Annotated in this window: 22 protein-coding genes and 1 tRNA gene; 3 read left to right on the top strand and 20 right to left on the bottom strand. The window is 60.1% G+C overall.

What is annotated here, in order from left to right; all coding sequences use genetic code 11:
- Positions 1-384: 384 nt before the first annotated feature.
- Together GIW48_RS28375 and GIW48_RS28370 are read right to left on the bottom strand one after the other, a co-directional pair.
- A tRNA-Asn gene (locus tag GIW48_RS28375) sits at positions 385-460 on the bottom strand.
- An 86-nt stretch (positions 461-546) separates the two neighbouring features.
- Positions 547-1,431: a LysR family transcriptional regulator gene (locus GIW48_RS28370; RefSeq protein WP_099548938.1), complete on the bottom strand. Its 885-nt coding sequence runs from the start codon at positions 1,429-1,431 to the stop codon at positions 547-549.
- Positions 1,432-1,532: 101 nt separating this feature from the next.
- On the opposite strand from GIW48_RS28370, the gene lldD reads away from it, so the two are divergent.
- Positions 1,533-2,675: an FMN-dependent L-lactate dehydrogenase LldD gene (gene lldD / locus GIW48_RS28365; RefSeq protein WP_017137790.1), complete on the top strand. Its 1,143-nt coding sequence runs from the start codon at positions 1,533-1,535 to the stop codon at positions 2,673-2,675.
- Positions 2,676-2,957: 282 nt separating this feature from the next.
- A complete protein-coding gene (locus tag GIW48_RS28360) occupies positions 2,958-3,884 on the top strand; it encodes a GGDEF domain-containing protein (RefSeq protein ID WP_017137791.1) in 927 nt (308 codons plus the stop codon).
- 21 nt (positions 3,885-3,905) lie between these two features.
- On the opposite strand, the gene GIW48_RS28355 is transcribed toward GIW48_RS28360, so the two are convergent.
- The 7 genes from GIW48_RS28355 to GIW48_RS28325 form a co-directional block, all read right to left on the bottom strand.
- A complete protein-coding gene (locus GIW48_RS28355) occupies positions 3,906-4,679 on the bottom strand; it encodes a TenA family transcriptional regulator (protein WP_268935063.1) in 774 nt (257 codons plus the stop codon).
- Between the two features lie 78 nt (positions 4,680-4,757).
- Entirely contained in the window at positions 4,758-7,232 is a 2,475-nt protein-coding gene (locus GIW48_RS28350) for an EAL domain-containing protein (RefSeq protein ID WP_186617780.1), read from the bottom strand.
- Between the two features lie 65 nt (positions 7,233-7,297).
- Entirely contained in the window at positions 7,298-9,100 is a 1,803-nt protein-coding gene (locus GIW48_RS28345) for an ABC transporter ATP-binding protein (RefSeq protein ID WP_017137794.1), read from the bottom strand.
- Entirely contained in the window at positions 9,090-9,695 is a 606-nt protein-coding gene (locus GIW48_RS28340) for a DsbA family protein (RefSeq protein ID WP_177034541.1), read from the bottom strand. Before GIW48_RS28340 ends, GIW48_RS28345 begins: the two co-directional genes overlap by 11 nt.
- A gap of 36 nt (positions 9,696-9,731) precedes the next feature.
- Positions 9,732-10,673: an oxygen-dependent tRNA uridine(34) hydroxylase TrhO gene (gene trhO, locus GIW48_RS28335; protein ID WP_017137796.1), complete on the bottom strand. Its 942-nt coding sequence runs from the start codon at positions 10,671-10,673 to the stop codon at positions 9,732-9,734.
- A gap of 276 nt (positions 10,674-10,949) precedes the next feature.
- A complete protein-coding gene (locus GIW48_RS28330; protein ID WP_099548936.1) occupies positions 10,950-11,243 on the bottom strand; it encodes a BolA family protein in 294 nt (97 codons plus the stop codon).
- 6 nt (positions 11,244-11,249) lie between these two features.
- Positions 11,250-11,768 carry a DUF2059 domain-containing protein gene (locus GIW48_RS28325; RefSeq protein ID WP_017137798.1) on the bottom strand — a complete coding sequence of 173 codons (519 nt, stop codon included), beginning with the start codon at positions 11,766-11,768 and terminating at the stop codon, positions 11,250-11,252.
- 320 nt (positions 11,769-12,088) lie between these two features.
- Between GIW48_RS28325 and GIW48_RS28320 the strand changes: the two genes are divergently transcribed.
- Positions 12,089-13,477: a class II fumarate hydratase gene (locus GIW48_RS28320; RefSeq protein ID WP_017137799.1), complete on the top strand. Its 1,389-nt coding sequence runs from the start codon at positions 12,089-12,091 to the stop codon at positions 13,475-13,477.
- Positions 13,478-13,585: 108 nt separating this feature from the next.
- On the opposite strand, the gene GIW48_RS28315 is transcribed toward GIW48_RS28320, so the two are convergent.
- The 11 genes from GIW48_RS28315 to GIW48_RS28265 form a co-directional block, all read right to left on the bottom strand.
- Positions 13,586-14,542, bottom strand: a complete 957-nt coding sequence (locus GIW48_RS28315) for a DMT family transporter (protein ID WP_169984776.1) — start codon at positions 14,540-14,542, stop codon at positions 13,586-13,588.
- 80 nt (positions 14,543-14,622) lie between these two features.
- Positions 14,623-15,579: a fimbrial protein gene (locus GIW48_RS28310; RefSeq protein ID WP_138450433.1), complete on the bottom strand. Its 957-nt coding sequence runs from the start codon at positions 15,577-15,579 to the stop codon at positions 14,623-14,625.
- 66 nt (positions 15,580-15,645) lie between these two features.
- Positions 15,646-16,182, bottom strand: a complete 537-nt coding sequence (locus GIW48_RS28305; RefSeq protein ID WP_138450431.1) for a fimbrial protein — start codon at positions 16,180-16,182, stop codon at positions 15,646-15,648.
- A gap of 11 nt (positions 16,183-16,193) precedes the next feature.
- Positions 16,194-16,673: a fimbrial protein gene (locus GIW48_RS28300; RefSeq protein WP_138450429.1), complete on the bottom strand. Its 480-nt coding sequence runs from the start codon at positions 16,671-16,673 to the stop codon at positions 16,194-16,196.
- Positions 16,674-16,711: 38 nt separating this feature from the next.
- Positions 16,712-17,206: a fimbrial protein gene (locus tag GIW48_RS28295; protein WP_138450427.1), complete on the bottom strand. Its 495-nt coding sequence runs from the start codon at positions 17,204-17,206 to the stop codon at positions 16,712-16,714.
- A 10-nt stretch (positions 17,207-17,216) separates the two neighbouring features.
- Positions 17,217-17,801: a fimbrial protein gene (locus GIW48_RS28290; RefSeq protein WP_026013763.1), complete on the bottom strand. Its 585-nt coding sequence runs from the start codon at positions 17,799-17,801 to the stop codon at positions 17,217-17,219.
- A gap of 21 nt (positions 17,802-17,822) precedes the next feature.
- Positions 17,823-18,581 carry a fimbria/pilus periplasmic chaperone gene (locus tag GIW48_RS28285; RefSeq protein ID WP_170037826.1) on the bottom strand — a complete coding sequence of 253 codons (759 nt, stop codon included), beginning with the start codon at positions 18,579-18,581 and terminating at the stop codon, positions 17,823-17,825.
- On the bottom strand, positions 18,578-21,181 hold the full coding sequence (locus tag GIW48_RS28280) for an outer membrane usher protein (RefSeq protein WP_236461983.1): 2,604 nt from the start codon (positions 21,179-21,181) through the stop codon (positions 18,578-18,580). Before GIW48_RS28280 ends, GIW48_RS28285 begins: the two co-directional genes overlap by 4 nt.
- Before the next feature lie 20 nt (positions 21,182-21,201).
- A complete protein-coding gene (locus GIW48_RS28275; RefSeq protein WP_017137809.1) occupies positions 21,202-21,762 on the bottom strand; it encodes a fimbrial protein in 561 nt (186 codons plus the stop codon).
- A 52-nt stretch (positions 21,763-21,814) separates the two neighbouring features.
- Positions 21,815-22,324 (bottom strand): fimbrial protein, encoded by a 510-nt coding sequence (locus GIW48_RS28270; RefSeq protein WP_425326919.1) that lies wholly within the window; start codon positions 22,322-22,324, stop codon positions 21,815-21,817.
- A gap of 504 nt (positions 22,325-22,828) precedes the next feature.
- Complete coding sequence (locus GIW48_RS28265) at positions 22,829-24,013, bottom strand: thiolase family protein (protein ID WP_177034521.1); 1,185 nt, start codon at positions 24,011-24,013, stop codon at positions 22,829-22,831.
- Positions 24,014-24,663 lie beyond the last annotated feature (650 nt).

Below are 24,663 nucleotides of genomic sequence, written 5' to 3'. Positions count from 1 at the left end.
TCTTCGAGGCGCCGCTGCTGCTCTTCGAGCAGGCGGTCCTGACGGTCGCGGATCAGGTCGGTGATGCCGGGGGTGCTCTGCGGGGGCGCGGCGTGCGCTAATCCGGCGGTGCCCAGGCAGAAAAAAAAGGACAGCAGGCAAAACCTGGTCCGGCGTTCCAAACGCCACATGTCTAGATCCCTCTACATAGCGTTGTGCTATCAATGGGCGGCGATTCTAGGATGGCACTTTGATGGCGTCAATAAAATGTACAAATTTGTTTCAAAAGTGAAACAAATCAGGTTCAGTTTGAAAATTATGTTTTTTTAAAATCATGCACTTAACAAAAATTTCAAAAAATCCAAGGCAAAAAAAAGCCTGCATCTCTGCAGGCTTTTCTCTATCTGGCTCCACGACCTGGACTCGAACCAGGGACCCAATGATTAACAGTCATTTGCTCTACCAACTGAGCTATCGCGGAATGCGCCGTATGTTACTGATTAAAAAGAAGAAGTCAAGCATTGAGGAGCATTTTGACGAATTCCTGCAAATTACGGCCGCAGCCCGCTACACCGGGCTGGCCATTTCCTTGGCCAGATCCAGCCACGCACGCGCCGCCGGTGGCAGGTGTGCGCTGGCCCGCCAGGCCAGGGCGATATGCCAGTCGGTGTGTGGTTCGTCCAACGCAATCAAGGCGATACCCGCGTGTTGATGTTTGAGCGCGAGCATGCGCGGCAGAAACGCAACGCCCAGCCCGGCTGAGACCAGGTCAACGATAAAGTCGATTTGCCCGCTGCGCGCGGTCACTCGGGGCGTGACGCCTTTGCGCTCACACGCGGCGAGGATCTTGGCGTTCAGGGCAAAGCCGGCTTCGAACAAGATGAACGGTGAATCGGCCAGGTCGGTGAAGTCGATGTGTTTGCGCTGGGCCAGTGGGTGGCTGATGGGCAATACCGCCATCAGTGGTTCATTGCGCACTGGCTGGTAGTCGAAGGCTTCGTCCACCGGCAACAGCAACGCGGCAAGGTCGACCTCCCCGGCTTCCAGGCATTCGCGCAGTTTTTTGCTGCCGTATTCGGTGAGTTCGATCTCGATCTCCGGGTAGCGGCTGCGGTATGCCGCGAACATAGCGGCAAACAGCACGCCGCAGCCCACCGGCGGCAGGCCGATGCGCAGCACGCCGCGCTTGAGGCCGCGCAGGTCGTTGATCTCGGCCACCAGGTCGTTGTGCTCGGCGAGGAGTACCAGGGCGCGGCGGTAGGCAATTTCGCCGGCGGCCGTCAGCTCGTTACGGTGGCCCAGGCGATTGAGCAGCGGCGTGCCGAGCTCGTCTTCGAGGGTCTTGACCGCCTTGCTCACGGTGGATTGAGTCAGGGCCACCACCTCAGCCGCCTGGGAGAAACCGCCCTGGCGCACCACTTCGACAAAGGCCCGCACGGTTCTCAGGTTCATCGATATTCCTATAGCGACTGGGTATTAGTAATAAAAGTTGTTTTTATCATGCCAGCTTTTTGCTTATGGTGGTGCGACCCAGCTCTGTGGAGAACCCGTTCATGATCATCTCGTCCGCCGCCGACTACCGTGCAGCCGCCAAACGCAAGCTGCCGCGCTTTCTGTTCGATTACATCGACGGCGGCGCCTACGCCGAGCACACCCTGCGCGCCAACAGTTCGGACCTGGCCGAGATCAGCCTGCGCCAGCGCATCCTGCGCAATGTCGACAACCTGAGCCTCAAGACCACGCTGTTCGGCCAGGAGCTGGCCATGCCAGTGATTCTCAGCCCCGTGGGCCTGACCGGCATGTACGCGCGACGTGGTGAGGTGCAGGCGGCCAAGGCGGCGGCCAACAAGGGCATCCCGTTCTGCCTGTCGACGGTGTCGGTGTGCCCGATTGAAGAGGTGGCGTCGCAAAGCCCGCAGTCGATCTGGTTCCAGCTCTATGTGCTCAAGGACCGCGGCTTTATGCGCAATGCGCTGGAGCGCGCCCAGGCCGCAGGGGTGACCACGCTGGTGTTTACCGTCGATATGCCCACACCCGGCGCGCGTTACCGTGATGCGCATTCGGGCATGTCCGGGCCGTATGCGGCGCAGCGCCGGATGCTGCAGGCGGTGTGCAAGCCGCAATGGGCCTTCGATGTGGGCCTGATGGGCCGCCCTCATGATCTGGGCAATATCTCCAAATACCTCGGCAAGCCCACCCACCTGGAAGACTACATCGGCTGGCTGGCGAATAATTTCGACCCATCGATCAGTTGGAAAGACCTGGAGTGGATCCGTGAGTTCTGGAAAGGCCCGATGATCATCAAGGGCATCCTTGACCCCCAGGATGCCAAGGACGCGGTGAGTTTCGGTGCCGACGGCATCGTGGTCTCCAACCACGGTGGGCGCCAGCTCGATGGTGTGTTGTCGACCGCCAAAGCCTTGCCGCCGATTGCCGAGGCCGTGGGCGATGATCTCACGGTGCTGGTGGACTCCGGCATTCGCTCCGGACTCGACGTAGTACGCATGCTCGCCCTGGGCGCCAAGGGTTGCCTGCTGGGACGTTCGACCGTGTATGCGCTGGCCGCCGCCGGCCAGTCCGGGGTGGAAAACCTGCTGGATATCTTCGCCAAGGAGATGCGCGTGGCCATGACCTTGACCGGCGTCACCTCGATTGACCAGATTGACCACTCCACCTTGGTTCAAACAGCCAAATAACTGACGTCACTGCACAACGACTGTGTTGAGTTTTTTAAAACAGTCGTTGATTTATAAGGCGTTTTTGTAAGTTAAACAAAGTGGCATGAATCTCGCTCTAACCCCTTTCAAGCAGGTTAAGCGATGACAAGACGTGTGGCAGGGCCCAGGGGTTATAACCCATGGCAAAGCGGTTTAAACTGTTTCCAATGTTTTACGGAACTGAAGGAACAGTAAGACGCTTGGCATTTGCCGCTCTCGTGCAGCCTGTAAGACAGTTAAGTGCTTAGAGGCCGTCAGCTTATGAAATCACCGACCCAGACCAACGCAATTGACTTCGACAGTGCCAAATTGCAACGCCTGGGGTTTGGTCAGCCGTCCCTGCTTCCACGTCGCCCCACCACACTTGCGCAACTTCGTCAGCAACTGAACCAGCAGTTGCAAACCAGCCTTGAGCCGGAGCGCATTCTCGCGCTGTTCTTTCGCGAAGTTCAGCGGCTGGTGCCGTTGGACGCGCTGCAATATCGCCATGAGGCCAGCGACTTGCGCCTGGAGTTTGGCCATCGCGGGCATCACTCGGTGAGCTACACCTTGAGCCATGAAGGCGAGCATCTGGGCGAGTTGATATTCCGGCGCAACCAGCGTTTGCTGGACGACGAGTTGGCGCAACTTGAGTCACTGCTGTCGACGTTGCTGTACCCGATGCGTAACGCCCTGCTCTACCGCGCCGCCACCCGCAGCGCCCTGCGTGACCCGCTGACCGAAACCGGCAACCGCATTGCGATGGACCAGACGCTGCAACGGGAAATCGACATGGCCCGGCGGCACCTGAGCCCGCTGTCTTTGTTGATGCTGGACATTGACCACTTCAAGAAAATCAACGACACCCACGGCCATGCAGCGGGCGACATCGTATTGCGCGCTGTCGCCGACTCGATCAAAAGCCAGTTGCGCAATGTGGACATGGTGTTTCGCTTTGGCGGGGAAGAGTTTCTGATCCTGCTGTCGAACACCGGCCGGGACGCGGCAGGTATGGTCGGCGAACGCCTGCGTCGGGCGGCAGAGGCTCAGGACTATTGGGCCGATGGCAAGCGAATTGAACTGACGGTGAGCCTGGGTTGCTCGACCCTGTTGGCCGCCGAGTCGGCAGAAAGCCTGTTGCGGCGGGCCGATAACGCCCTGTACGTGGCCAAGCGCGAAGGCCGCAACCGCTTGGCAATGGCGGGGTAAAACCCCGCCATCACGCTTACATCACGCCTCGCTGGCGGCGCGAACCTGACGTTCACGAACAACTGATGGGGCCTTTGCTTTTTCGTTCTCCAACCGCATGCAACTTTCCAAAAACAGGTACATGTAGTCGTAGCTCTTGCACACCGCCTGACGCAGTTCTACCTGCAAGGCCTTGCTCGGGTTCATCCCGGCCAGGGTGCAGATGATTTCCAGGGCTTCCCAAGGATGGGCATCGTCGTATTGCGCGTGCATCTTCAACCACTTCATGGCGCGTTTACGGTCTTCTTCAGGGAAGGCGGCCGCATACACGCCGGTCGAACACACCACGGCAGACCACTCCCCAGTCGCCCCCTCAATCGCGTAGTTGGTCGCGGCAATCGCCACGATCAACGAATCGGCCGAGCTGGTGTGCCAGCACCAGTGACTCAGTGCGTGCAACTCCGGTGGTACGTTCTGCGCTTGCAACTCTTCCAGGCTTACACCGTGGGCGCGCGCCCAGTGCACCCAATAGTCGGCGTGGTTGAGTTCGACGCGAATATTGCGCATCAGCCACCGGCGCGCCATATCCTCCCCAGGATGGCGGGCAAACTTGGTCTTGGTGAGGTTCTGTGCCATGTACAAGGCAAACTGTTCAACCACTGGCCAGCCACCGATCAGGTAGTGGCGCATGGTCTTGGCGCTGAGCGTGTTATCACGCATGCGCTGGTACAGTTCGTGTTCGACAACCCGGCGCTTGCTCTCGCTACAGTCCTGGATCAGTTGTTGCGCCCAGGCTGGGTAACTCGAGGCTTCCATAAGCGGGCCGGTTCGGTTGAAGGTGTCGATCACTGTAGGGCTCCTTTTCTAGTGTGATTGTACAGACCGTCGAATGCTTCAGCGGAATGTGCCGGGCGCCTTTAGCAACAGTGGCTGCGGCCGCACGGGTCGGCACTGCAGACTATCAAAGGTAAACAATTGCGGACGTTCGATCAGGTAGCCCTGAGCATAATCCACACCGATCTCAAGTAAAGCTTGCTCGATCAGCGGTGTTTCAACAAATTCGGCAATTGTGCGCTTACCCATGACGTGGCCGATGTGGTTGATCACTTCGACCATGGCACGGTTAATCGGGTCGTCCAGCATATCCTTTACGAAACTCCCGTCGATCTTCAGGAAGTCTACAGGTAAATGTTTAAGATAAGCGAACGAGGACATTCCGGCACAAAAGTCATCAAGTGAAAAATGGCAACCTAAGGCCTTGAGTTCATTAATAAAGCGGATTGCACTGCCCAAATTGGCAATAGCGCTGGTCTCTGTTATTTCAAAACAAATCATTTCCGGCGGAATGCTGTAAGCCTCGAATTTCTCACGTAAAAACCCGAGAAAATCATCATCGCCAATAGTTATGCCTGACAGATTAATCGCACACATAGCCATAGGACGGCCTGCACGCTCTTGCATACAACGGGCGATAATCTTAAAGACGTTTTCCACGACCCAACGATCCAGCGAAGTCATCAAACCGTAACGTTCGGCCGCCGGAATAAAACTGTCCGGCAAGATGATCCGACCCGCCTCGTCGTGCAGGCGCAGGAGGATCTCAATATGACCATTACCACCATCGGTATGGCCCAACGGCGAGATTTCCTGGGCGTAGAGGCAAAAACGATCTTCCTCCAGGGCCATGTGCAGGCGTTGTACCCAGGCCATTTCGCCAAAACGCATGGACAATTCCGAATCATCGGCATGGTAGACCTGCACCCTGTTACGGCCCTTTTCCTTGGCCATATAACAGGCCATATCAGCGGCGCGCAGCGAAGTTTCCAGGGTGGTCGGCGATTGCGAGATATGCACCAGACCAATGCTCACGGTGGTCATGAACGGCCGGCCCTTCCACACAAAATGCAGGCTTTGCACGGTATGGCGCAGGCTTTCAGCGATCTTTTCCGCCACCGCTGCCGGGCAGTTCTCCAACAGGATGCCGAATTCGTCGCCGCCCAGGCGCGCCAGGGTGTCGCCTTCGCGCAGGTCCGATTGCAGCAACGCACAGATATGCCGCAGCAGCTCATCGCCCGCCGCATGCCCGCAGGTGTCGTTGACCAGCTTGAACTGGTCGAGGTCGAGGAACATCAAGGCATGCCGCCCGCTCTGCTGGCGCGCTACCTGTTGCAGCACCTGCTCCAGCCGGAACTCGAATTCGCGGCGGTTGGCCAGGCCAGTCAAGGCATCGTGGGTCGCCTGCCACGACAGGTTGGCGATGTACTGGCGCTCCTGGGTCATGTCGTGCAACACCAGCACCGCGCCGCTGACCTTGCCGGCGTTGCGGATCGGGGCACCTACCAGGGTGACTGACACCGTGCTGCCGTCCACGCGCTGGATCAGCTTGGAATGCTCGCTGCCACCGCTGAGTTCACCCTTGATAATGTGTTCAATCAGGGCGAAGCCATCGGGCTCGGCGTTCTCATCAAGCAGGTTGAACAACGCCGCCAGCGGCAACCCTTGGGCCTGCGCGTTCTTCCAATGGGTCAGCGCCTCGGCCGCCGGGTTCATGTAGGCAATGGCGCCGTCGACATCCGTGGTGATCACGCCGTCGCCAATCGACTCCAGGGTGATCTGCGCCCGCTCCTTCTCGGCTTGCAACGCGGTGGCGAAGGCGTGGCGCTGGGTCAGCAGTTTGTGGGTACGCAGCAGTGCCAGCACGATCAACCCCAGGGCGGTGGCCAGGTTGGTGATCAGCAACAGGCGCAGGATCATCCGCGAACCTTCGCCCAAGGCATCGCTGAAGGCCTTGGCGGCTGGCGTCACGCCGTCGTTGATGGCGATGATGCGCGTCTTCCAGTCAGCAATGTCGCCAGGGCTGACCTGATCACTGCGGATCGCCCGGTGCATCGCTTGGGCCAGGTCATCCAGTTGCACCAGGTAACCATCGCCCACGGTCCACAGCTCGATGGCTTTTTCCAGGTAGCTGAAATGGCGAAAATTGAGGTACAGCCAGATCAGACTGGACACGTCATCAGGGTGGTTGCCGCCCTTGAGGATGCCCAGGCGCGCGGCCGCAAGGTCGGGCGTGGGACGGTCCAGCGCGACGCGCAGCTCATGGCCGCCCTGGGGCACCGCGATGGCTTGCCGGTATTTGAGGAACGTCGCTTCGTCGCGGTTATCGGCGTAAAGGCTCAGATAGTAGATGGCGTCTTTCTGGCCCTTGGACCACAAGCTCTCGCCTGCTACATAGCCGCGCACCGCTGACAGCATGTAGAGGCTGACGCAGCCCAGCAATGCCTGGAACAGCACGACGGCGATAAAGGGCCAGACAATGCCCAACAACCGAGGCTTGCTTAACGTCGCTGCGAGAGTACGCTTTTGCTTCATGAGATCCCTTGCACATGCACTGCTTGATACGCACGCGAGAATCCGCTCTCGATAGCTCAGCCAAATCAACGCACTTGTTGCAGATGCCCGTAGAGCTTGGCGTATAACCCTCCATCGGCAATCAACTGCTGATGGTCGCCATCTTCGGCGATATGCCCGCCATCAAACACCAGTACCCGGTCGGCCTGTTTCACCGCAGAAAGCCTGTGGGCGATGATCAGTGTAGTACGCCCACTGAGAAACCGCGCCAGCGCCTGGTGCAGGTTGTACTCGGTGGCTGCGTCCAGGGCCGAGGTGGCCTCGTCCAGTATTACCACTTTGGGCTCGGCCAGCACCATGCGTGCAATCGCCAGGCGTTGGCGTTGCCCACCGGAAAAGCGCACCCCCGAGCGCCCCACCACACTGTCCAGGCCCAAGGGCAGTGCCTTGACGGTAGCATCCAACTGGGCGATTTCCAGTGCCTGCCAACAGGCTTGGTCACTGCGGGCGCGGCCCATGGTCAAGTTGGCGCGCACGGTGTCGTTGAACAGCGCCGGGTGTTGCAGCACCACTGCGACGTTTTCGCGGATGGTCGCCAGGCCGATTTCCTGCTGGGTAGCACCGCCGAAACGGATACTGCCGGCTTGTGGGGTATAGAGCCCCAACAGCAGTTGCACCAGGGTACTTTTGCCGCCGCCGCTGGCGCCGACAATCGCGACCTTCTCGCCGGGTGCGATAGCCAGGTTCAACTGGTTGAGTACCAACTCTTCGCCATAGCCGAAGTTGAGGCCGCGCACCTCGATGCCGACAGTCTCACGCCCGGTGAACGGGTCTTCGCCGCCGGCATATTGCGGCTCGTCGGCCCGCGCCAGCAGCTCGTTGATCCGCGTCAGCGCACCACCCGCCGCGTAGTAGGCATATTGCAGGTTCAGCAGCTGCTCCACCGGGCCGATCATGAACCACAGGTAGCTGAACACTGCGAGCATCTGGCCGATGGACAGGTCGGAAAACAACACCGTGAGCATCGCCGCCGCGCGGAAGATGTCGATGCCGAACTGGAACAACAAGCCACTGGCGCGGCTGGAGGCATCGGTTTTCCATTGCGAATGGATCGCGTAGTCGCGCACTTCCTTGGCGCGCTGGCCCAGGCGCCCGAGGAAAAAGCCTTGGCGATTGCCGGCGCGCACTTCCTGGATGGCGTCGAGGGTTTCGGTCAGCGCCTGGGTGAAGCGCGAAGTGCTGTCGTTCTCGAGCTTCTTCAGGTGTTTGACGCGTTTGCCCAACTGCACCGTGGCGTAGATCACCAAGGGGTTGAACAGCAGGATCAACAGTGCCAGTTGCCAATGCATCCACACCAGAATCGCCGAGGTGCCGACCAGCGTGAGCATGGCCACCAGGAAGCGGCTGAGGGTTTCGCCGACAAACTTGTCCAGCGTGTCCAGGTCGGTGACCAGATGCGTGGTCACCGTGCCACTGCCCAGGCTTTCGTATTCGCCCAGGGAAATCCGCTTGAGCCGTTCGATCAGGCGCACGCGGATGCGGTACACAATGTCCTTGGCCAGCCGCGCAAACAGCCGCGCCTGCACCACGTTAAACACCAGCGCACCGCAGCGCAGGCATAAGGTCACCAACAGCATCAGGCCGATATAACCGGCGGCCTTCTGCCAACCCAGTGGCAACGCGTGGTTCATCACCTTGAGCGCAGCATCGCCGTGGCCCAGCAGCACTTCGTCCACCAGCAACGGCAACAGCAAAGGGATGGGCACGCTGCACAGGGTCGCCAGCACGGCAACGCCATTGGCGATCCACAGGGATTTCTTGTGACGCAGGGCCAGGCGGCGAACTTCCGCCCAAGTCAGTCGGTCGGTGCGTTTGGGCTCATCCTGCACAGGTGGCACGCTCCAGCCATCGGGCGAGCAAGGGCGACAGCTCGGACAACGGCTGATAACCGTTGGTCAGCAACGCCAGCTGGCCATTACGCTCGGCCAGCAGCGTTGGGAAACCGGCGATGCCCAAGTCCTGCACCCAGGTAAAGTCAGCCGCCGTCGCCGCATGTTGCTCGGCGCGGTCGAAGGCGCCGGCAAACTCGATGCGCGGAATGCCCGCCTGCTCGGCCAGCTCCACCAGCACGCTGGCGAGGGTCACATCGCGGCCCTCGACATAAAACGCACGCTGGATCAGCCCCAGCAGTGTCCAGGCGCAATCCGGCGCCAGGCTGCGCGCGGTGACGATGGCGCGGCACGCAGGCTCGGTGTCATAGACAAACCCGTCGGGCAACGCGCCTTCGCGCTTGAACGGCTGGCCGGTGGCGTCGGTAACGGCCTGCCAGTGCTCAAGGATATAGCGCCGCGTAGTCGGCTCGAGTGCCGCGCCGCTGCCGGTGCGCAAACCGCCCACCACCAGGTGCACATCCACGCCGGCCGCCTGGGCCTGCTCAACCAGCGCCTGCGCCACCGGGGCAAAGCCCCAGCACCAGGAACACATCGGGTCCATCACATAGAGCAGGCGCGCGGGCATGGGTCAGGCCTCGGAAGGGGTTTGCTTGTAGTTGAAGCCAATCGGGTGCGGCATGTTGCGGGCCTTGGCCAGTTCGATCTGCTTTTGCCGGTCGATGGCGCTGCGACGGGTCTTCTCCGGCAGCTTATCCCAGCAATGCGGGCAACTGATGCCAGCCACATAATGCTCGGACGCGCGGTCTTCTACGCTGACCGGTGTGCGACAGGCATGACATTGATCGTAGTCGCCTTCGCTCAGGTCGTGACGCACGGTCACGCGATTGTCGAACACAAAGCAGTCGCCCTGCCATTTGGTTTCTGCCTGCGGCACCTCTTCGAGGTACTTCAGAATCCCGCCTTTAAGGTGGTAAACCTCGTCGAAACCTTCGCTGAGCATGTAGCTGGAAGCCTTCTCGCAACGAATGCCGCCGGTGCAGAACATCGCGACTTTCTTGTGCCTGGCCGGGTCGAAGTTGGCTTTGATATAGTCAGGAAATTCGCGAAAACTGGTGGTTTTCGGGTCGATTGCGCCTTCAAAGGTGCCGATCGACACTTCGTAGTCGTTGCGCGTGTCGATCAACAGCACTTCAGGGTCGCTGATCAACGCGTTCCAGTCCTGCGGGTCGACGTAGGTGCCGACCTTTTTGTTCGGGTCAACGCCTTCGACGCCCAGGGTCACGATCTCTTTCTTGAGCTTGACCTTGGTGCGGTAGAACGGCTGATCGTCGCAGTACGACTCTTTGTGGTCGATGTCGTCCATGCGTGGGTCGTTCTTGAGCCAGGCCATAAGACCATCAATGCCTTCACGGCTGCCGGAAACGGTGCCGTTGATGCCTTCTTCGGCGATCAGCAAGGTGCCTTTGATGCCGTTATCGACCATTGCCTGCAACAGTGGCTCGCGCAGGGCGACGTAATCTTCGAGGGTGACGAACTTATACAGTGCCGCCACGACAATCGGTTGAGTCATGGGTGTTCTCTCCAGGTGGCTACCCTCGTAAGGGGTGAACCGGATGCAAAAAAAAACGCGCCGGCTAAGCGGCGCGTTGCGGATTCTAACAAAATTGGCGACGTTTATGGGCCGCCTCTTTACTGTGGCGAGGGAGCTTGCTCCCGCTGGGCTGCGACGCGGCCCCGATAAGGCGATTGTGACCTTTCACAAAGATCGCAGTGATGGGCATCAGGGCTGCTGCGCAGCCCAACGGGAGCAAGCTCCCTCGCCACATAACGCCCATGCGCCACAGTGTCAGTGCCCGCCGGCGCAGGTCGGCGAGGCCGGGGCTGCGTCGATTTTCGCCCATTCGTCAGGCGTGTAGGTATGCAGCGCCAACGCATGGAATTCGCTCATCAGGTCAGCCAGGGTGGCATAGACCTTCTGATGGCGCTTGACGCGGTTGAGCCCCTCGAACTGCTGGCTGACCAGCACGGCCTTGAAGTGGGTCTGCAACCCACGGCTGTGCATATGGCTTTCATCCAGCACGCTCAAGTATTCCGGGCTCAGGGCGACGAGTGCCGATTCGATACGCTGTTGCATGGTCATTCCTGTTTACTTCTTCTTGGCCGGGGCCGGGGCTTTAGGCGTCAGCTCGTTGGTCATGTCTTCGAGCAGCTTGTTCACCACAGGTACCGCGCTTTCCAGCTTGGCCTGGGTCATCTGGGCCGATTGCTGGGTCAGTTGCGGCATTTTTTCCAGGACTTTCTTGCCCAGTGGCGACTGGTAGAAGGCTACCAGGTCCTTGAGCTCGGATTCGCTGAAGTTGGTGGTGTAGAGCTTGACCATGTCCGGCTTCAGCTTCGGCCAGCCGATGGCCTGGTCCAGCGCAGCATTGGCCTTGGCCTGGTAGCTGTCGAGTACGGACTGCTTGGCGGCAGGTGCCTTGGTCTGGGCGAAACGCTGGGCAAACATTTGCTGCACTTGCATGTACACCGGGGTACCCAGCTTGTCAGCGTGGGCCAGGGTCAGGAAGGCTTCGGCACTGGCGTTATGGCTGGCGGTATCGGCAAAAACCTGGCCGCTGGCGCAAACCAGAGCAACCGCGGTACAGATGGCACGAAGACGAGTCATCGAGTTTCCTTTCTAGCAGGCGAGGTAAGACCCCAAGGGCGACCATTCTGCGCCTAAAAAACCTTGCGGCTCAACCCCAGGCCTTGTTCAGCCTGGTTTTGCGGGGGCACGGGGCTGGGATCTGCCTTTCTATGCGAGCCGGCTTGTCGAATCGTCGCACCGCTGCGATGCAAGCACCGCGGTTTATCAGTGACAACCCGTTGACGCCATCGCAGGCAGCCTGAACCGCATGGGAATACCCTCGATGAAAAGTCTTTTATGGAACCCCACCAACGGATCACAGCCTAAACTGCGCAAACGAACCTGAAGGAGTGTGCCCGATGAGCCGTATCGAAACCGACAGCCTGGGAGACGTCCAAGTCCCGGATGACGCTTACTGGGGCGCCCAGACCCAACGCTCGCTGGTGAACTTCGCCATCGGCGAGCAACGCATGCCGCTGGCGGTGTTGCACGCGCTGGCCCTGATCAAGAAAGCCGCAGCACGGGTCAACGACCGCAACGGCGACTTGCCCGCCGACATCGCCCGCCTGATCGAACAGGCCGCCGATGAAGTGCTCGACGGCCAGCACGACGACCAGTTCCCGCTGGTGGTATGGCAGACCGGCAGCGGCACCCAAAGCAATATGAACGCCAATGAAGTGATCGCCGGCCGCGCCAACGAGCTGTCGGGCAAGGCCCGTGGCGGCAAAAGCCCGGTGCATCCCAATGACCATGTGAACCGCTCGCAAAGCTCCAACGACTGCTTTCCCACAGCCATGAGCATTGCGGCGGTGCAGGCGGTTCATCAACGCCTGTTCCCGGCGATCGCCACGCTTTCTGGCGGTTTGGCCGAGCTGGCTGCACGCCATATGAAACTGGTGAAAACCGGCCGCACCCATATGATGGATGCCACGCCGATCACCTTCGGCCAGGAAGTCTCGGCCTTTATCGCCCAACTCGACTACGCCGAGCGCGCCATCCGTAGCGCCCTGCCCGCTGTGTGCGAGCTGGCCCAGGGCGGCACCGCCGTGGGCACCGGGCTCAATTCGCCGCATGGCTTTGGTGAGGCGATCGCCTCCGAGCTGGCGGCGTTGTCCGGCTTGCCGTTCGTTACCGCCCCCAACAAGTTCGCCGCCCTCTCCGGCCATGAACCGCTGGTCACCCTGCACGGCGCACTGAAGACCCTGGCGGTGGCGCTGATGAAGCTCGCCAACGACCTGCGCCTGCTGGGTTCCGGCCCACGTGCCGGGCTGGCTGAGGTCAAGCTGCCGGCCAATGAGCCGGGCAGCTCGATCATGCCCGGCAAGGTCAACCCGACCCAGTGCGAAGCGCTGTCGATGCTGGCCTGCCAGGTGCTGGGCAATGACGTGACCATCGGCATCGCCGCCAGTCAAGGGCACTTGCAGCTGAACGTGTACAAGCCGGTGATCATCCACAACCTGCTCGAATCGATCCGCCTGCTGGCCGACGGCTGCAACAACTTCCAGGAGCACTGCATCGCAGGCCTTGAGCCGGATGCCGAGCAAATGGCCGAGCACCTGGAGCGCGGCTTGATGCTGGTAACGGCGCTCAACCCGCATATCGGCTACGACAAGTCGGCGCAGATTGCCAAGAAGGCGTACGCCGAAGGCTTGACGCTACGCCAGGCGGCGCTGGACCTGGGTTATCTGACTGATGAAGAGTTCGACCAGTGGGTGCGCCCGGAGAACATGCTGGAAGCCGGCCACTGAGAGAACTGGCGACTCGGTGAGTCAGTTAAAGCTGGCTGGGGCTGCTGTGCAGCCCAACGCAGGGCAAGCCTGCTCGCCACAGTGAGAGTGTTCGTCCTTAATAAGGTATTAAGACGCCATACGCACCCGCCGGGCCTTGAGCCCGGCGAGCAGCGACGGCGCCAGTGCTACCGTCGCTGAACCCAGCATCACTACCAATGCCCCTATATAGCCCACGGCATTGATCTCTTCGGCCTGCACATAGTCCGGCCACAGCCACGCCGCCACCGCCACCGCCACAAAGGTCACCAACGGCGTCAGCGCCAGAGTCGCACTGACGCGCGAGGCCTCCCAATGCGCCAGTGCTTCGGCAAACGCACCATAGGCCACCAGTGTGTTCATGCAGCACGCAAGCAGCAACCAGCCTTGCAGCGGACTCAATTGCAACGCCTCCAGCGGATGTGCCCATGGCGTGAGCAACAGGGCGCACGACAAGTAGATCACCATCATCACCTGCAGCGAATTCCACACCGTCAGCAATTGCTTCTGGCCCAGGGCATAGAACACCCAGATGGTGGTAGCCAGCAGGATCGTCAACACGCCCGCCGTGTAGGTGCCCATGGAGGTCAGCAGCTCAGCCAGGCGCTGGTTGAAGAACAGACCAAAGCCCAAGATCAGCACCACCAGCCCCATGCCCTGCCCCAGGCTGAAACGCTCCTTGAACACGAACACACTGGCGATCATCAAAAAAATCGGCCCCATCTGCACCACCAATTGCGCGGTGCCGGGGCTGAGCATTTTCAGGCCCACCAGGTACAACACGTAGTTGCCCACCAAACCACACACGGCCATCGCCACCAGCCAGCCGCCCCTGGGACCAAGCACCTTGCGACTGGGCAAGCGTTTGCTCAGCGCCAGGTAGATAAACAGGCAACTGCCGGCCACCACCAGGCGAAACCAGGTGACGGTGATCGGGTCCATCACCTGCAATACTTGCTTGAGTTTGATCGGCAGAATGCCCCAGAGAAACGCAGTCAGCAGGGTCAGGCCAAAACCATAGACCCAGCGACCGGAAGAGATGTGCATGAGCGCCCCAAAATGCCAGAGGTGGAGGAGCTGGCATTCTAGGGCGAGGCGTTGTGCTTTGGGTATCGATCATTTGGGGGTCAGGGCACCCCCATCACCAACACACCACTGCCGCTGATGGCGCCAGGCGTCGGCAGTGAACCATTGCGCCGCACCAGCGAAAACGTCACATCATCGCCGCCCACACTGTTGGTGATACGGGTGAGGAATGAGCCGTTGACAGACACTGCAGCACCGCCGCGCAACAACGCCGTGCCCACATCGGGATTGCTCATGATCAGCAGGCGCGGGTCGAACGCGGAACGGGTGCCTTTGTAGGTAATGGTGATCGGTGTGTTGATCCCACCGTCGGGGCATGAGTAGGTCAGCCTGCGGTTACTGACGACGGAGGATGTCAACGGGTCGGAGCCTATGGCGCGTTGGTGGACGTCGCCGAAGTTGATCTCGATCGGGTTGTTATTGTTGATGGTGCAGGTGGAGGGCGAGACGGTGAAGTTGTTGGCCGCCGTGTAGGTCACCGTGAGCTGTGGCCGGGTGCCGTCGTAATTGTTCGAGCTGGTCAGGCGCAACAGGCCGAGGTTGTCGCCGATGCGAACATCGAACGGGTTGGACGGATAATTACGCAGCAGAATGTAGGGGGTGACATTGATCGGGTAAAACACCCCGTTGTTGGGAATCGTGGCTATTGCTATGCCACTGGGCACGGGCGTGTTGTAGAACGAGCCGTTGATGCGCAAACCGGTGCCTTCGCCGGCAAACTTTGGCCCGGGCGTCCACGCGGTACCCGCAGCACTCCCACTTGCCCAGAAGTCCGAATGCCAGGCGGGGCCGCCGCTGTAAGTGAAGCGACATTCCAACCTTGCCCCTTCCAACATGACCCGGGTGCGGTCTGCACTCAGGGTCACCGTGACCGGAACCTGCAGGTTGGGGTTGCCATTTTGCCAAGGCCCACCATTTACGCGACAGTCGACGGCATACGCGGTCGTCGTCATACCCGCCAGCACGATAAGCACTGCTGCTGCATAGAGTCGTTTCATGTTTATCTCTCGTTGCTCCTGTCTACCCGGATGCCACCAATTCATGTCTGGACTGACGGCTCGCCGCTAGGGGTAGTCCAACGTAAAAGTAGAGGTCACCGTATACGCACCGTGCCCTATGGTTTGATCCCTGATCGCGGTCGGCTCGCCCTGCACATAGGCTTTGAGCTCAATGACATTGTTGCCATCGCTCAACAGCTGTTTGTCGCTGACGGCATTCAAGGGCAAGGGCTTGTCGCTCAGGGTTTCTATGCCCACGCCAATCCCCGTGGCGCCACTGCCACCATCCAGCGCCAGCAAACCCGGAAGTTCGCGGTTTTCCGTACCGCCGAACATGATGGTCACCGAGTCGCCAATGGTGGTGTCACAGTCCTCCAGGTGCAGCTGGAAGCGCTTACCCACTGAACGCGTGTTGAGGTAGAGGTACTTGCTGGTCAGGTCCCAGAGTTCCAGGGTTATGGCCTCATCACCAGGACGGATGGTGCAGGCCTCTTCCACCAGGTTGCCCTTGAAGCTCAGGTTGTCCGCCGCATGCCCCATGGGGATCAGGCCTAAACCGAGCAGCACTGCCAGCCAGGCCTTATGCACAATTTCATATCGCATCAACTCAGCTCCTACTGGTATTCGGCCAACAATGTGGCCACTGCCGTAAACCGCGCCGGGGTCAGAACCGCGCCAGGCTGTTGCACCGGCACCACCTCCAAGGTCGGCGGGGACGACAGGTTGATGTCCATTGGCGTATTGAGTGGAAATGGCAGGCTGTTCTGGAAAACCCGAATGCCCAGCGCCGGCACGCTGGTCTGCACAGCAGCGCCGTCAAACGTGGTGGCGGTGCCGTTGACGCTTAGCTTCAACTCCCACGGCAGGGTATCGGTGCCACAGTTAATGGCGTAGCCGACGCCTTTGCGGTATTTCACCCCATCGACGCGCTTGACCCCGACGTCGCCAAAATCGACTTCAATGGTGTTGCCGCCGTCAATGGTGCAGGGCGGAGGTTCATTCAGCGTGCCGCTGAACGTCAGGTTGGCCGACACACCACTGCACAGGCCGATGGAGCACAGGGCGAGCAAGGCCCGCTGTGGCCAAACCTTCATTGATCGTTCCTCATAGAGATAGCCGTTATCGGTCGCCGTCATTGGTAATCGACCACCAGGGTCGCGGTGGCATCGAACGCCCCGCCGGTCAGCTGGCTGCCCGCACGCTTGACTGGCACCGCCTGCACCACAGGGAAATTGGGATAGGTAAAATTCACCCGGGTATTGAGCGGCCAGTCAGCGCCATTCACGAACAGCTTGACCCCAAGGTCGGGCTTGCGAGTGGAGAGCACGCGGCTGTCAAACGCTGCACCGGTGCCGTTGAGTGCCAGGGTCAACGCATTGCTGTAGGGGGAATCGCAGGTGACGGTATACGGCACATCGCGACGATAATTGACCCCGTCCACCCGTGACGTCTGCAGGTCGTTGCCAAACGGTACATCCAACGTATTGCCGCTGTTAATCACACATGGCGGCGGTGCAATGATGACCGCGCGAATCGTCAAACTGGTCTGTGCCTGCACGCCTTGGCTGACAGCCAACAGCAGGCTGCCAGCGATCAGAATGGCCCACGGGCCGATTGAGTTAGCCATCGCTCTGCCCTTACTCATAGTTGAGCCTGAATTCCACCACGGCCCTGAAAGCCCCACTGCTCAACGGCGCCGAGGTGCGCGTAGGCCGAACATTCCAGGTCTGGGTATTGCGGCCCACGGGCAGAATCAACGGTTCGCCCTTTGAGCCCAGCTGTACATCCCGGCCAAGGGGATCGGTCAATTGCAGGCCCATCCCGGTGATGCCCTGGACTTTGACCAACCGTGGATCATCGGCGTCGGCCGGCGCGACAAACGCCACCGACAACACAGGTTGGTAAGCACTCCATGTCAGGTTGCCCGTGCGTTCGTTGCGCACGCGACCGGCGGTGCGCATACAGTCGGTAAAACGCAGTTGAAAAGCCTTGGCGGGCGCCTGATCACCAGGCCGTTGCAAATGGCTGGTCGACACTGCGTCCAGGTCCACCGTCTGGTGCAATGAGGTCATATCCAGACTGCAAGGCGACTCATTCATGGCCCCGAGGACATTCAACATTCCGCTCATCCCTTCGATATCTTCGTCATCGTCGGCGGCGTGCGCGCCCATCGCCAAGACCCATAACAGGCAGCCCAAGACCTTCACACTTTGCGACTTCATGATGTTCTCCAGCAGCATTACTCATTTCGGCGCTGAGGCCTGCGCGTTGACCTGGCACGTATTGCCATTGCAGGTGAACGCCAGGAGTGGACGGCCGCCGTAATCATTCACATAGGCCAGATAAGGTGACGTACCCAGTGCCTTGGCACTGGGGCCCAGGGTCAGCGCGTCCTTGGGGGGAACCATCACCGGCGCAAAGCCCGGCACGGTTTTACCGTCTTTGCTGGCACGTGCATCCACCAGGGTCACGTAGTACGGCGTCGGGTTATGGACCCGGTATTGATCGCCTTCGCGGGTCAGGGTCAGTTTCTGCTGCCAGGGGTTGGACAGGTCTTGCTGGCTCGGCGCAATCGCATCCGGGCGGTAGAACAACTTGATGCGGGTTTGCAGGGCAATTTGCAGGGTGTTGGATTTATCACTGCGCGGCGGGATTTCGCGCAAATTGAAGTAATAGACCGTCTCGCGGTCCTGCGGCAACGACTTGGCGGCCGGCAGCGCCTGGACTTTCACCTGGCTTTGTTTGCCGGGTTCCAGGCGCTGGACCGGCGGCAGCACGATCAAGGGTGAATTGATTTTTTTACCGGTTTCATCCTCGATCCAACCCTGGGCCAGGTACGGCAGCTGAGTATTGTTGTTGGTGATGTTCACGCTGGTGGCATCTTTGCCGCCATCGAAAATCACCCGGGTACGATCCAGGCCAACCGCGGCGCTGGCGCCCTGGCTCAAGCCTAGGGCCAGCAGCGCGAACGCTGGGAAGGTGAGGCGCATATCAAGCTTCATGAGGCTGTGTTCTCCGTGTCGGTAAGCTCCCCGGTCAGCGTGGCTGGCTCGGGCAGGGATGGGGCAGCGGCAACTCTCTGGCAGCGCAGCTGCAGGGCGTGCGTCAAGCCATCGACGGGCAGAACGGTGGGGAGCGTGAGGATGCATTGCTCGTTGCCGCCCCAACTGACGACCATCTGCTCGCCGGCCTGCAGGCCGCTGAGGTAGACATTGCCGCCGTCATTCACAATGCCGGTGTCCTGTTGCTTGAGGTTCTTCACCGTGGCGCCAAAGGGCGGCGAACTGCCATCCGGCAGGCGCAGAATCGCCATGGCTTTTTCACCGGCAATCACGCTCAGCGAGCGATAACCAATCGCCCCTTCGGTGAGCGTCAACTGCGTGACCGATTGAGTGGCTTCGACCGTGCTCGGCAAGCGCTCCAGGTCCACGCTGGCTGCCGTACGCTGATAGCTGCTGATATCGGAAATAACCGCTTTGCCGAAGGCATTGCTACGGGTCGGCGAGCCGTAACCGCGCACCGGCACGTCGGGTACACCGCCGGTGTCGAGCATCAGGCGCGTGCCGCCGGTACTGGTGGTACGGTGCAAGGCCGCGCCATATTGCGTGACCGTGCCACCGCCACGCGCCGACACACCCAGGCTGCTGTAGCCGCCCTCTTGCGTGCTGGCGCTGACGTCGATATCGGCCTGGTCGCCCATATGGCTCAAGTAACCGCTGGCGGACGAATCGCTGGCACTGAGCTGATAGCTGTTGCGCTCATCGAGACGATCGCTGTAGCGCGTCGCAAAGTTGTTCCTGCCGGCGGTGCGGTTGGCGTCCATCGACAATGTGCCGGTGCGCCCCAGCGGCAGGCTGACCGTGACGGCCATGCCGTTGTCTTTGTAGTTGTATTCCTGGGTGCGGTACATGTTCAAGGACAGGCTCATGTTCTTGACCGTGCCCACGTTGAAGTAGCGCGACAGCGACAGGTTCCAGCGCTGGGTGTCGGGCCTATCCCAGTAGGTTTGCTTGTTGTAGCTGGCGTAGACGGTGGCGCCCAGGTCACGAAACTGCTTGTTGACCGTGACCGTGTACAGCGCCTTGCTGCCACCAATCGGCTTCCAGCCCTCACTCGGGTCACGGTAATCACCACGCCCGCCGAGTTCACCGTTCAGCCCGTAATACCGGGCATCCAGGTATTCACTCATGCTCAAGAAGTTTTTCTCGGAGAACCGGTAACCGGCGAAGGTCACCTGGCTGTCGTACTGCTCAAAGTTCTTGGAGTATTGAAGGCGGTAGGATTTGCCCGACAGCGTCTCGTTCCACACCTCGGCGTGAGACTGCGTCACATCCAGCGAGACCGCGCCGAACGCCAGCAAGTCGCGCCCCGCCCCCACGGACAACGCCCGATAGTTGTTATCGGTCATGCCGCCGCCAAATAACGACCAGCCATTGCTGATGCCCCAGGAAAACTCCCCGGTGCCGAAAAAGTCGCCGTCACCGCCATGCTGAAGGTTGGACGGGCGCCCGGATGCCAGCTTGTAACGCACTTGCCCCGGGCGAGTAAGGTAAGGAACCCCGGCCGTATCCATCTGGAAGCTGTGGACCGAGCCGTCCTGTTCTTCCACCCGCACATCGAGCTTGCCCGTCACTGCATCCTGCAAGTCTTGAATACGAAAAGGCCCCGCCGCTACCAGGGTTTCGTAGAGCACGCGGCCCTGTTGGCTGATGATGACTTTGGCATTGGTCTTGGCCACCCCGACCACTTCCGGCGCATACCCACGCAGGTTGGGCGGTAACTGGCTTTCATCCGAGTTGAGCGCGGCACCGGTAAAGCGGAAGCTGTCGAACAGGTCCGAATACAGGTAGTTCTCGCCCACCACCAAACGTGCCTTCAGCGCAGGAATGGCGCGGTACGCGTAGTAGCGACTCCACTCCAGCTTTTGCGGCCCGGCCGCTTCCTGCCGGCCACGCTCGACGCGCCCCTGCCAATCGGCCCGCAACCGCCAGGCGCCGGCATTGGCGCCAACGGTGCCGTTGCCACTGAGGTTATTGCGGTTACCATCGCCGCGCTGGTAGTTGGACTGCGCCGTCAGACTGTAGTCAACCAACAACCCCGGCACCCCTTCGTCCCACCGCGAGGGCGGGTCCCAGTTGATGGCACTGTATTCGAGGTAGGCCTGGGGCAGATTGATGCTCAGCGTGGACGTGGCCAGGTCGCCACTGACCTCGGTGCCCGGCAAGCTTTGAACATCAAGGCATTCGCCGCCCTTCCACCAGGCAAGTTTGTCGGCATCCGCCGCTTTTAGACCCAACTGTTCCACCAGGCTGCGAGATAAACACGCCTGACTGCCTTTGAGATCATTATCGGGGTGATAGAACGCCACCGATTGTTCGGCAATTGGCTGGCCGTTGATGTGCACGACCATCGAGTACGTGCCGGGCAAAATAAACCCGCTGCGCGCAAATTGAGACAAGTCAATGTTGGTGCGATCAATCAAGTCAAGAACGTCGGTATTAAACTCGATATCCCCGGCACCCAATGCAGTTCCCGCCAGAGACATCAGCCCGCCAAACAGACTCGGGCGCAGCGTGTTTTTGATCTTCGCTGTATTCAACATGAAAGCCTGTCCATCAATGTTCAAAAGTATTCCAACTTGAACCGCACTGCGGCACTGTGGGCGCCCACTACCAGTGGCAGTCCATTGCCAACCAGATAAAACCTGTAGTTAAGTGTCATATCGCCCTCCGACAGTGGCGTAGGCGACATTCGCTGCCCGGGAATACTCTCTTCGCCGGCCGCGTCCACAATGTGCAGGGCAACCCCCTGGGAGCCACCGAACACAGCGAAGGAAAGCCCAGCCCGGTCGGTCGGCCCATCAAACGTCACCCGCATGTGCTCCCAGTCAGGCAGGGTTGCCCCTGGGCGCGACGGGTCCGGACGTGTCAGTGAGCAGTTGACCAAACGCAACTGAAACGGGTGATCTTCTCCCCGCGTGTTGCGCAACAGCCGGCCAACTGGCTCCGACGGCATTTCGATGGTTTGATCGATACTGCTCAGCTCCAGCCCGCAGGCTGAGTCCACGACTTCTCCGCCCAACAGGACGACGCCTTCACCCTGCGAAGCGTCCTGGGCCAGAGCGTAAGGGCAGATCAACGTCGTCAATGAAGAGGCGATAGCCAAACGTAGGAATGTTTTCACCTGGATCTCCCGTCAGCGTCCCCCCGCCACACGTGGTGGCGGGGGGAAAAACTTACTGATAAGCCAAGGTAAAGTTGGTTACTGCGCTGAAATCGCCAGGAATGATCGGGTCCGTGGCGGCACCTTGCACATAAGCGCCGAACTCCAGGGTGTTGTTGCCGGTGGAGATGACTTGCGGGGTGGTAGGAACACCCAGCTCAACAGGTGCGCCACCGTGGGTCATCATGATGCCCACGCCGCCAGCGCCGCCGACCGTACCGATCGCACCTGGAACCACGCTCGACGGTGCGCCGGTGAAGGTCGTGGTCACGGTGTTATCGGTCAGGCCGGACAGGTCGCAGCCTTCCAGTTCAATCAGCACGCGGCGCGCTTCAGACTTGCCGCCCGATTCCAGTTGGTGTTTGGCAATCGCCCCCAGGCGAACGGTCTGATCCACAGAGTCAGGCTTGATGGAGCAAGCACCCGAATGCACCGACCCCAGAAACGTGACGGTCCCATCCGCTGCCTGCGCAACAGAGATCGAGCCGGCCAACAGACCGATAGACAACAGCGCAGCTTTCATTTTGGTATTCATCTACAGATTCCCACTTATTAACAAGTGTCATTAAAGAAGCCCGGCCACAGGTCGGTGCAGGGCTGATTAAACGAGCGGTTATAACCCGTGCTGTTAAGCCGATGATTCCTGAGTTTTTCCAACTTGTTGTATTGCAATCCAGGAATCAGCTCAACGCCGGGCAATTCTCCACTTCACACTTGAGCAAGTAAGCCGTCTGTTTCCGCAAACCAAGTAGCCGCAGTACGCCAAAGCGCGCAGGAAAAACATGGCTATTTGCCAAAACTTTAAAACTGGCTGAAGGAAAAGGACTACATGCAGATTAATGAGAACAATTCAAATCAGACCGTCTCTGTAAGATGGGGATTACGCGCATTAAAAAATAACCGTATTTACGGCCTTTGAGCAACTAATCAAACAAGCAGAGAAGTACCTGATTATTACCAAACAGCGAATGCGCAAAGGGGGAGCACGCTCCCCCTTTTGTATGGATAGGTGTGAGCTGTCGATTGACTAACGCACCGCCTCAAACAATCCGGTAGCGCCCATGCCACCGCCCACGCACATGGTGACGATGCCGTAGCGCAGGTTACGTCGCTGCAACTCACGCACCAGGTGCCCGACCTGCCGCGACCCGGTCATGCCGAACGGGTGGCCAATGGAGATCGAGCCGCCATTGACGTTGTATTTGCCATTGTCGATTTCCAGGCGATTGCGGGCATAGAGGCACTGCGAGGCAAACGCTTCGTTAAGCTCCCACAGGTCGATATCCGCCACCTGCAAACCCTTGGCCTTGAGCAACTTGGGCACCGAGAACACCGGGCCGATGCCCATCTCGTCCGGCTCGCAACCGGCCACGGTAAAGCCACGGAAAAACGCCTTGGGTTTGAGTCCCAATTGCAGGGCTTTTTCCAGGCTCATCACCAAGGTCATCGAAGCGCCATCGGACAACTGCGAAGAGTTGCCCGCCGTCACCGAACCGTCTTCGGCAAACACCGGCTTGAGGCCATTGAGGCTGGCCAGTGTGGTGTCCGGGCGGTTGCAGTCGTCACCGTCGACCACGCCATCGAGCACCTGCACCTCGCCGGTGTTTTTGTCTTCGACCCTGTACTTGACGGCCATCGGCACGATTTCATCGTTGAACAAGCCGTCGGCCTGGGCCTGGGCGGTACGTTGCTGGCTTTGCAGGGCGTACAGGTCCTGTTCTTCGCGGCTGACGTTATAGCGGCGCGCGACGATCTCGGCAGTCTGGCCCATGGGGAAGTAGATGCCCGGCACCTGCTCTTTGAGCAGCGGGTTGATCAGGTTATCGGTGTTGACACTTTTCATGGTCAGGCTGATGGACTCGACGCCACCGGCAACGATGATATCGCTGCAACCCGAGGCGATCTGGTTGGCCGCAATCGCAATCGCCTGCAAGCCCGAGGAACAGAACCGGTTGAGGGTCATGCCCGCCGTCCCGGTGCCCAGTTGCGAGAGCACCGCCACGTTGCGCCCGATGTTGTAGCCCTGGGCACCTTCGTTGGAGCCGGCGCCGACGATGCAATCCTCGACCGTCGCCGGGTCGACGCCATTACGCGCCAGCAGCGCGTTGACGCAATGGGCCGCCATGTCATCCGGGCGCGTCTGGTTGAACTTGCCACGAAAGGACTTGGCCAGGCCGGTTCGCACGCTGTCGACGATCACTACTTCACGCATGGGCTACCTCGATCTTGTGGTTGGGAGATGGACCGAGCATAGAGGCCGGCCTGCCCAACCGCGACGATCATTCACCTGGCATATACAAAAGCATGACCGCCTGAACGAGGCTTCTGTGGCGAGCAGGCTTGCTCGCGCTGGGCTGCGCAGCGGCCCCAAAACCTGCCAATGAGGTCTACCAGAAAGAACGCGCTGCCTGGGTCGGGGGCTGCTGCGCAGCCCAGTGCAGGGCAAGCCTGCTCGCCACAGGACTTGAAGGCGACGCAAACTGTGGCGAGCGAGCTTGCTCGCGCTGGGCTGCGAAGCGGCCCCAAAACCTGCCAAATGAGGTCTGCCTGAGAGAACGCGCTGCCTGGGTCGGGGGCTGCTGCGCAGCCCAACGCAGGGCAAGCCAGCTCGCCACAGAAGCCTCTGTTCACCACAGGACTTGGAGGCGACGCAAACTGTGGCGAGCGAGCTTGCTCGCGCTGGGCTGCGAAGCGGCCCCAAAACCTGTCAATGAGGTCTACCAGAAAGAACGCGCTGCCTGGGTCGGGGGCTGCTGCGCAGCCCAACGCAGGGCAAGCCTGCTCGCCACAGAAGCCTCTGTTCACCACAGGACTTGAAGGCGACGCAGACTGTGGCGAGCGAGCTTGCTCGCGCTGGGCTGC

The organism is Pseudomonas sp. PA-6-3C (genome assembly GCF_021605825.1).
Lineage (GTDB): Bacteria > Pseudomonadota > Gammaproteobacteria > Pseudomonadales > Pseudomonadaceae > Aquipseudomonas > Aquipseudomonas edaphica.
Note: the sequence above shows the minus strand (reverse complement) of the source record. Positions and strands in the feature narration are given on the sequence as shown.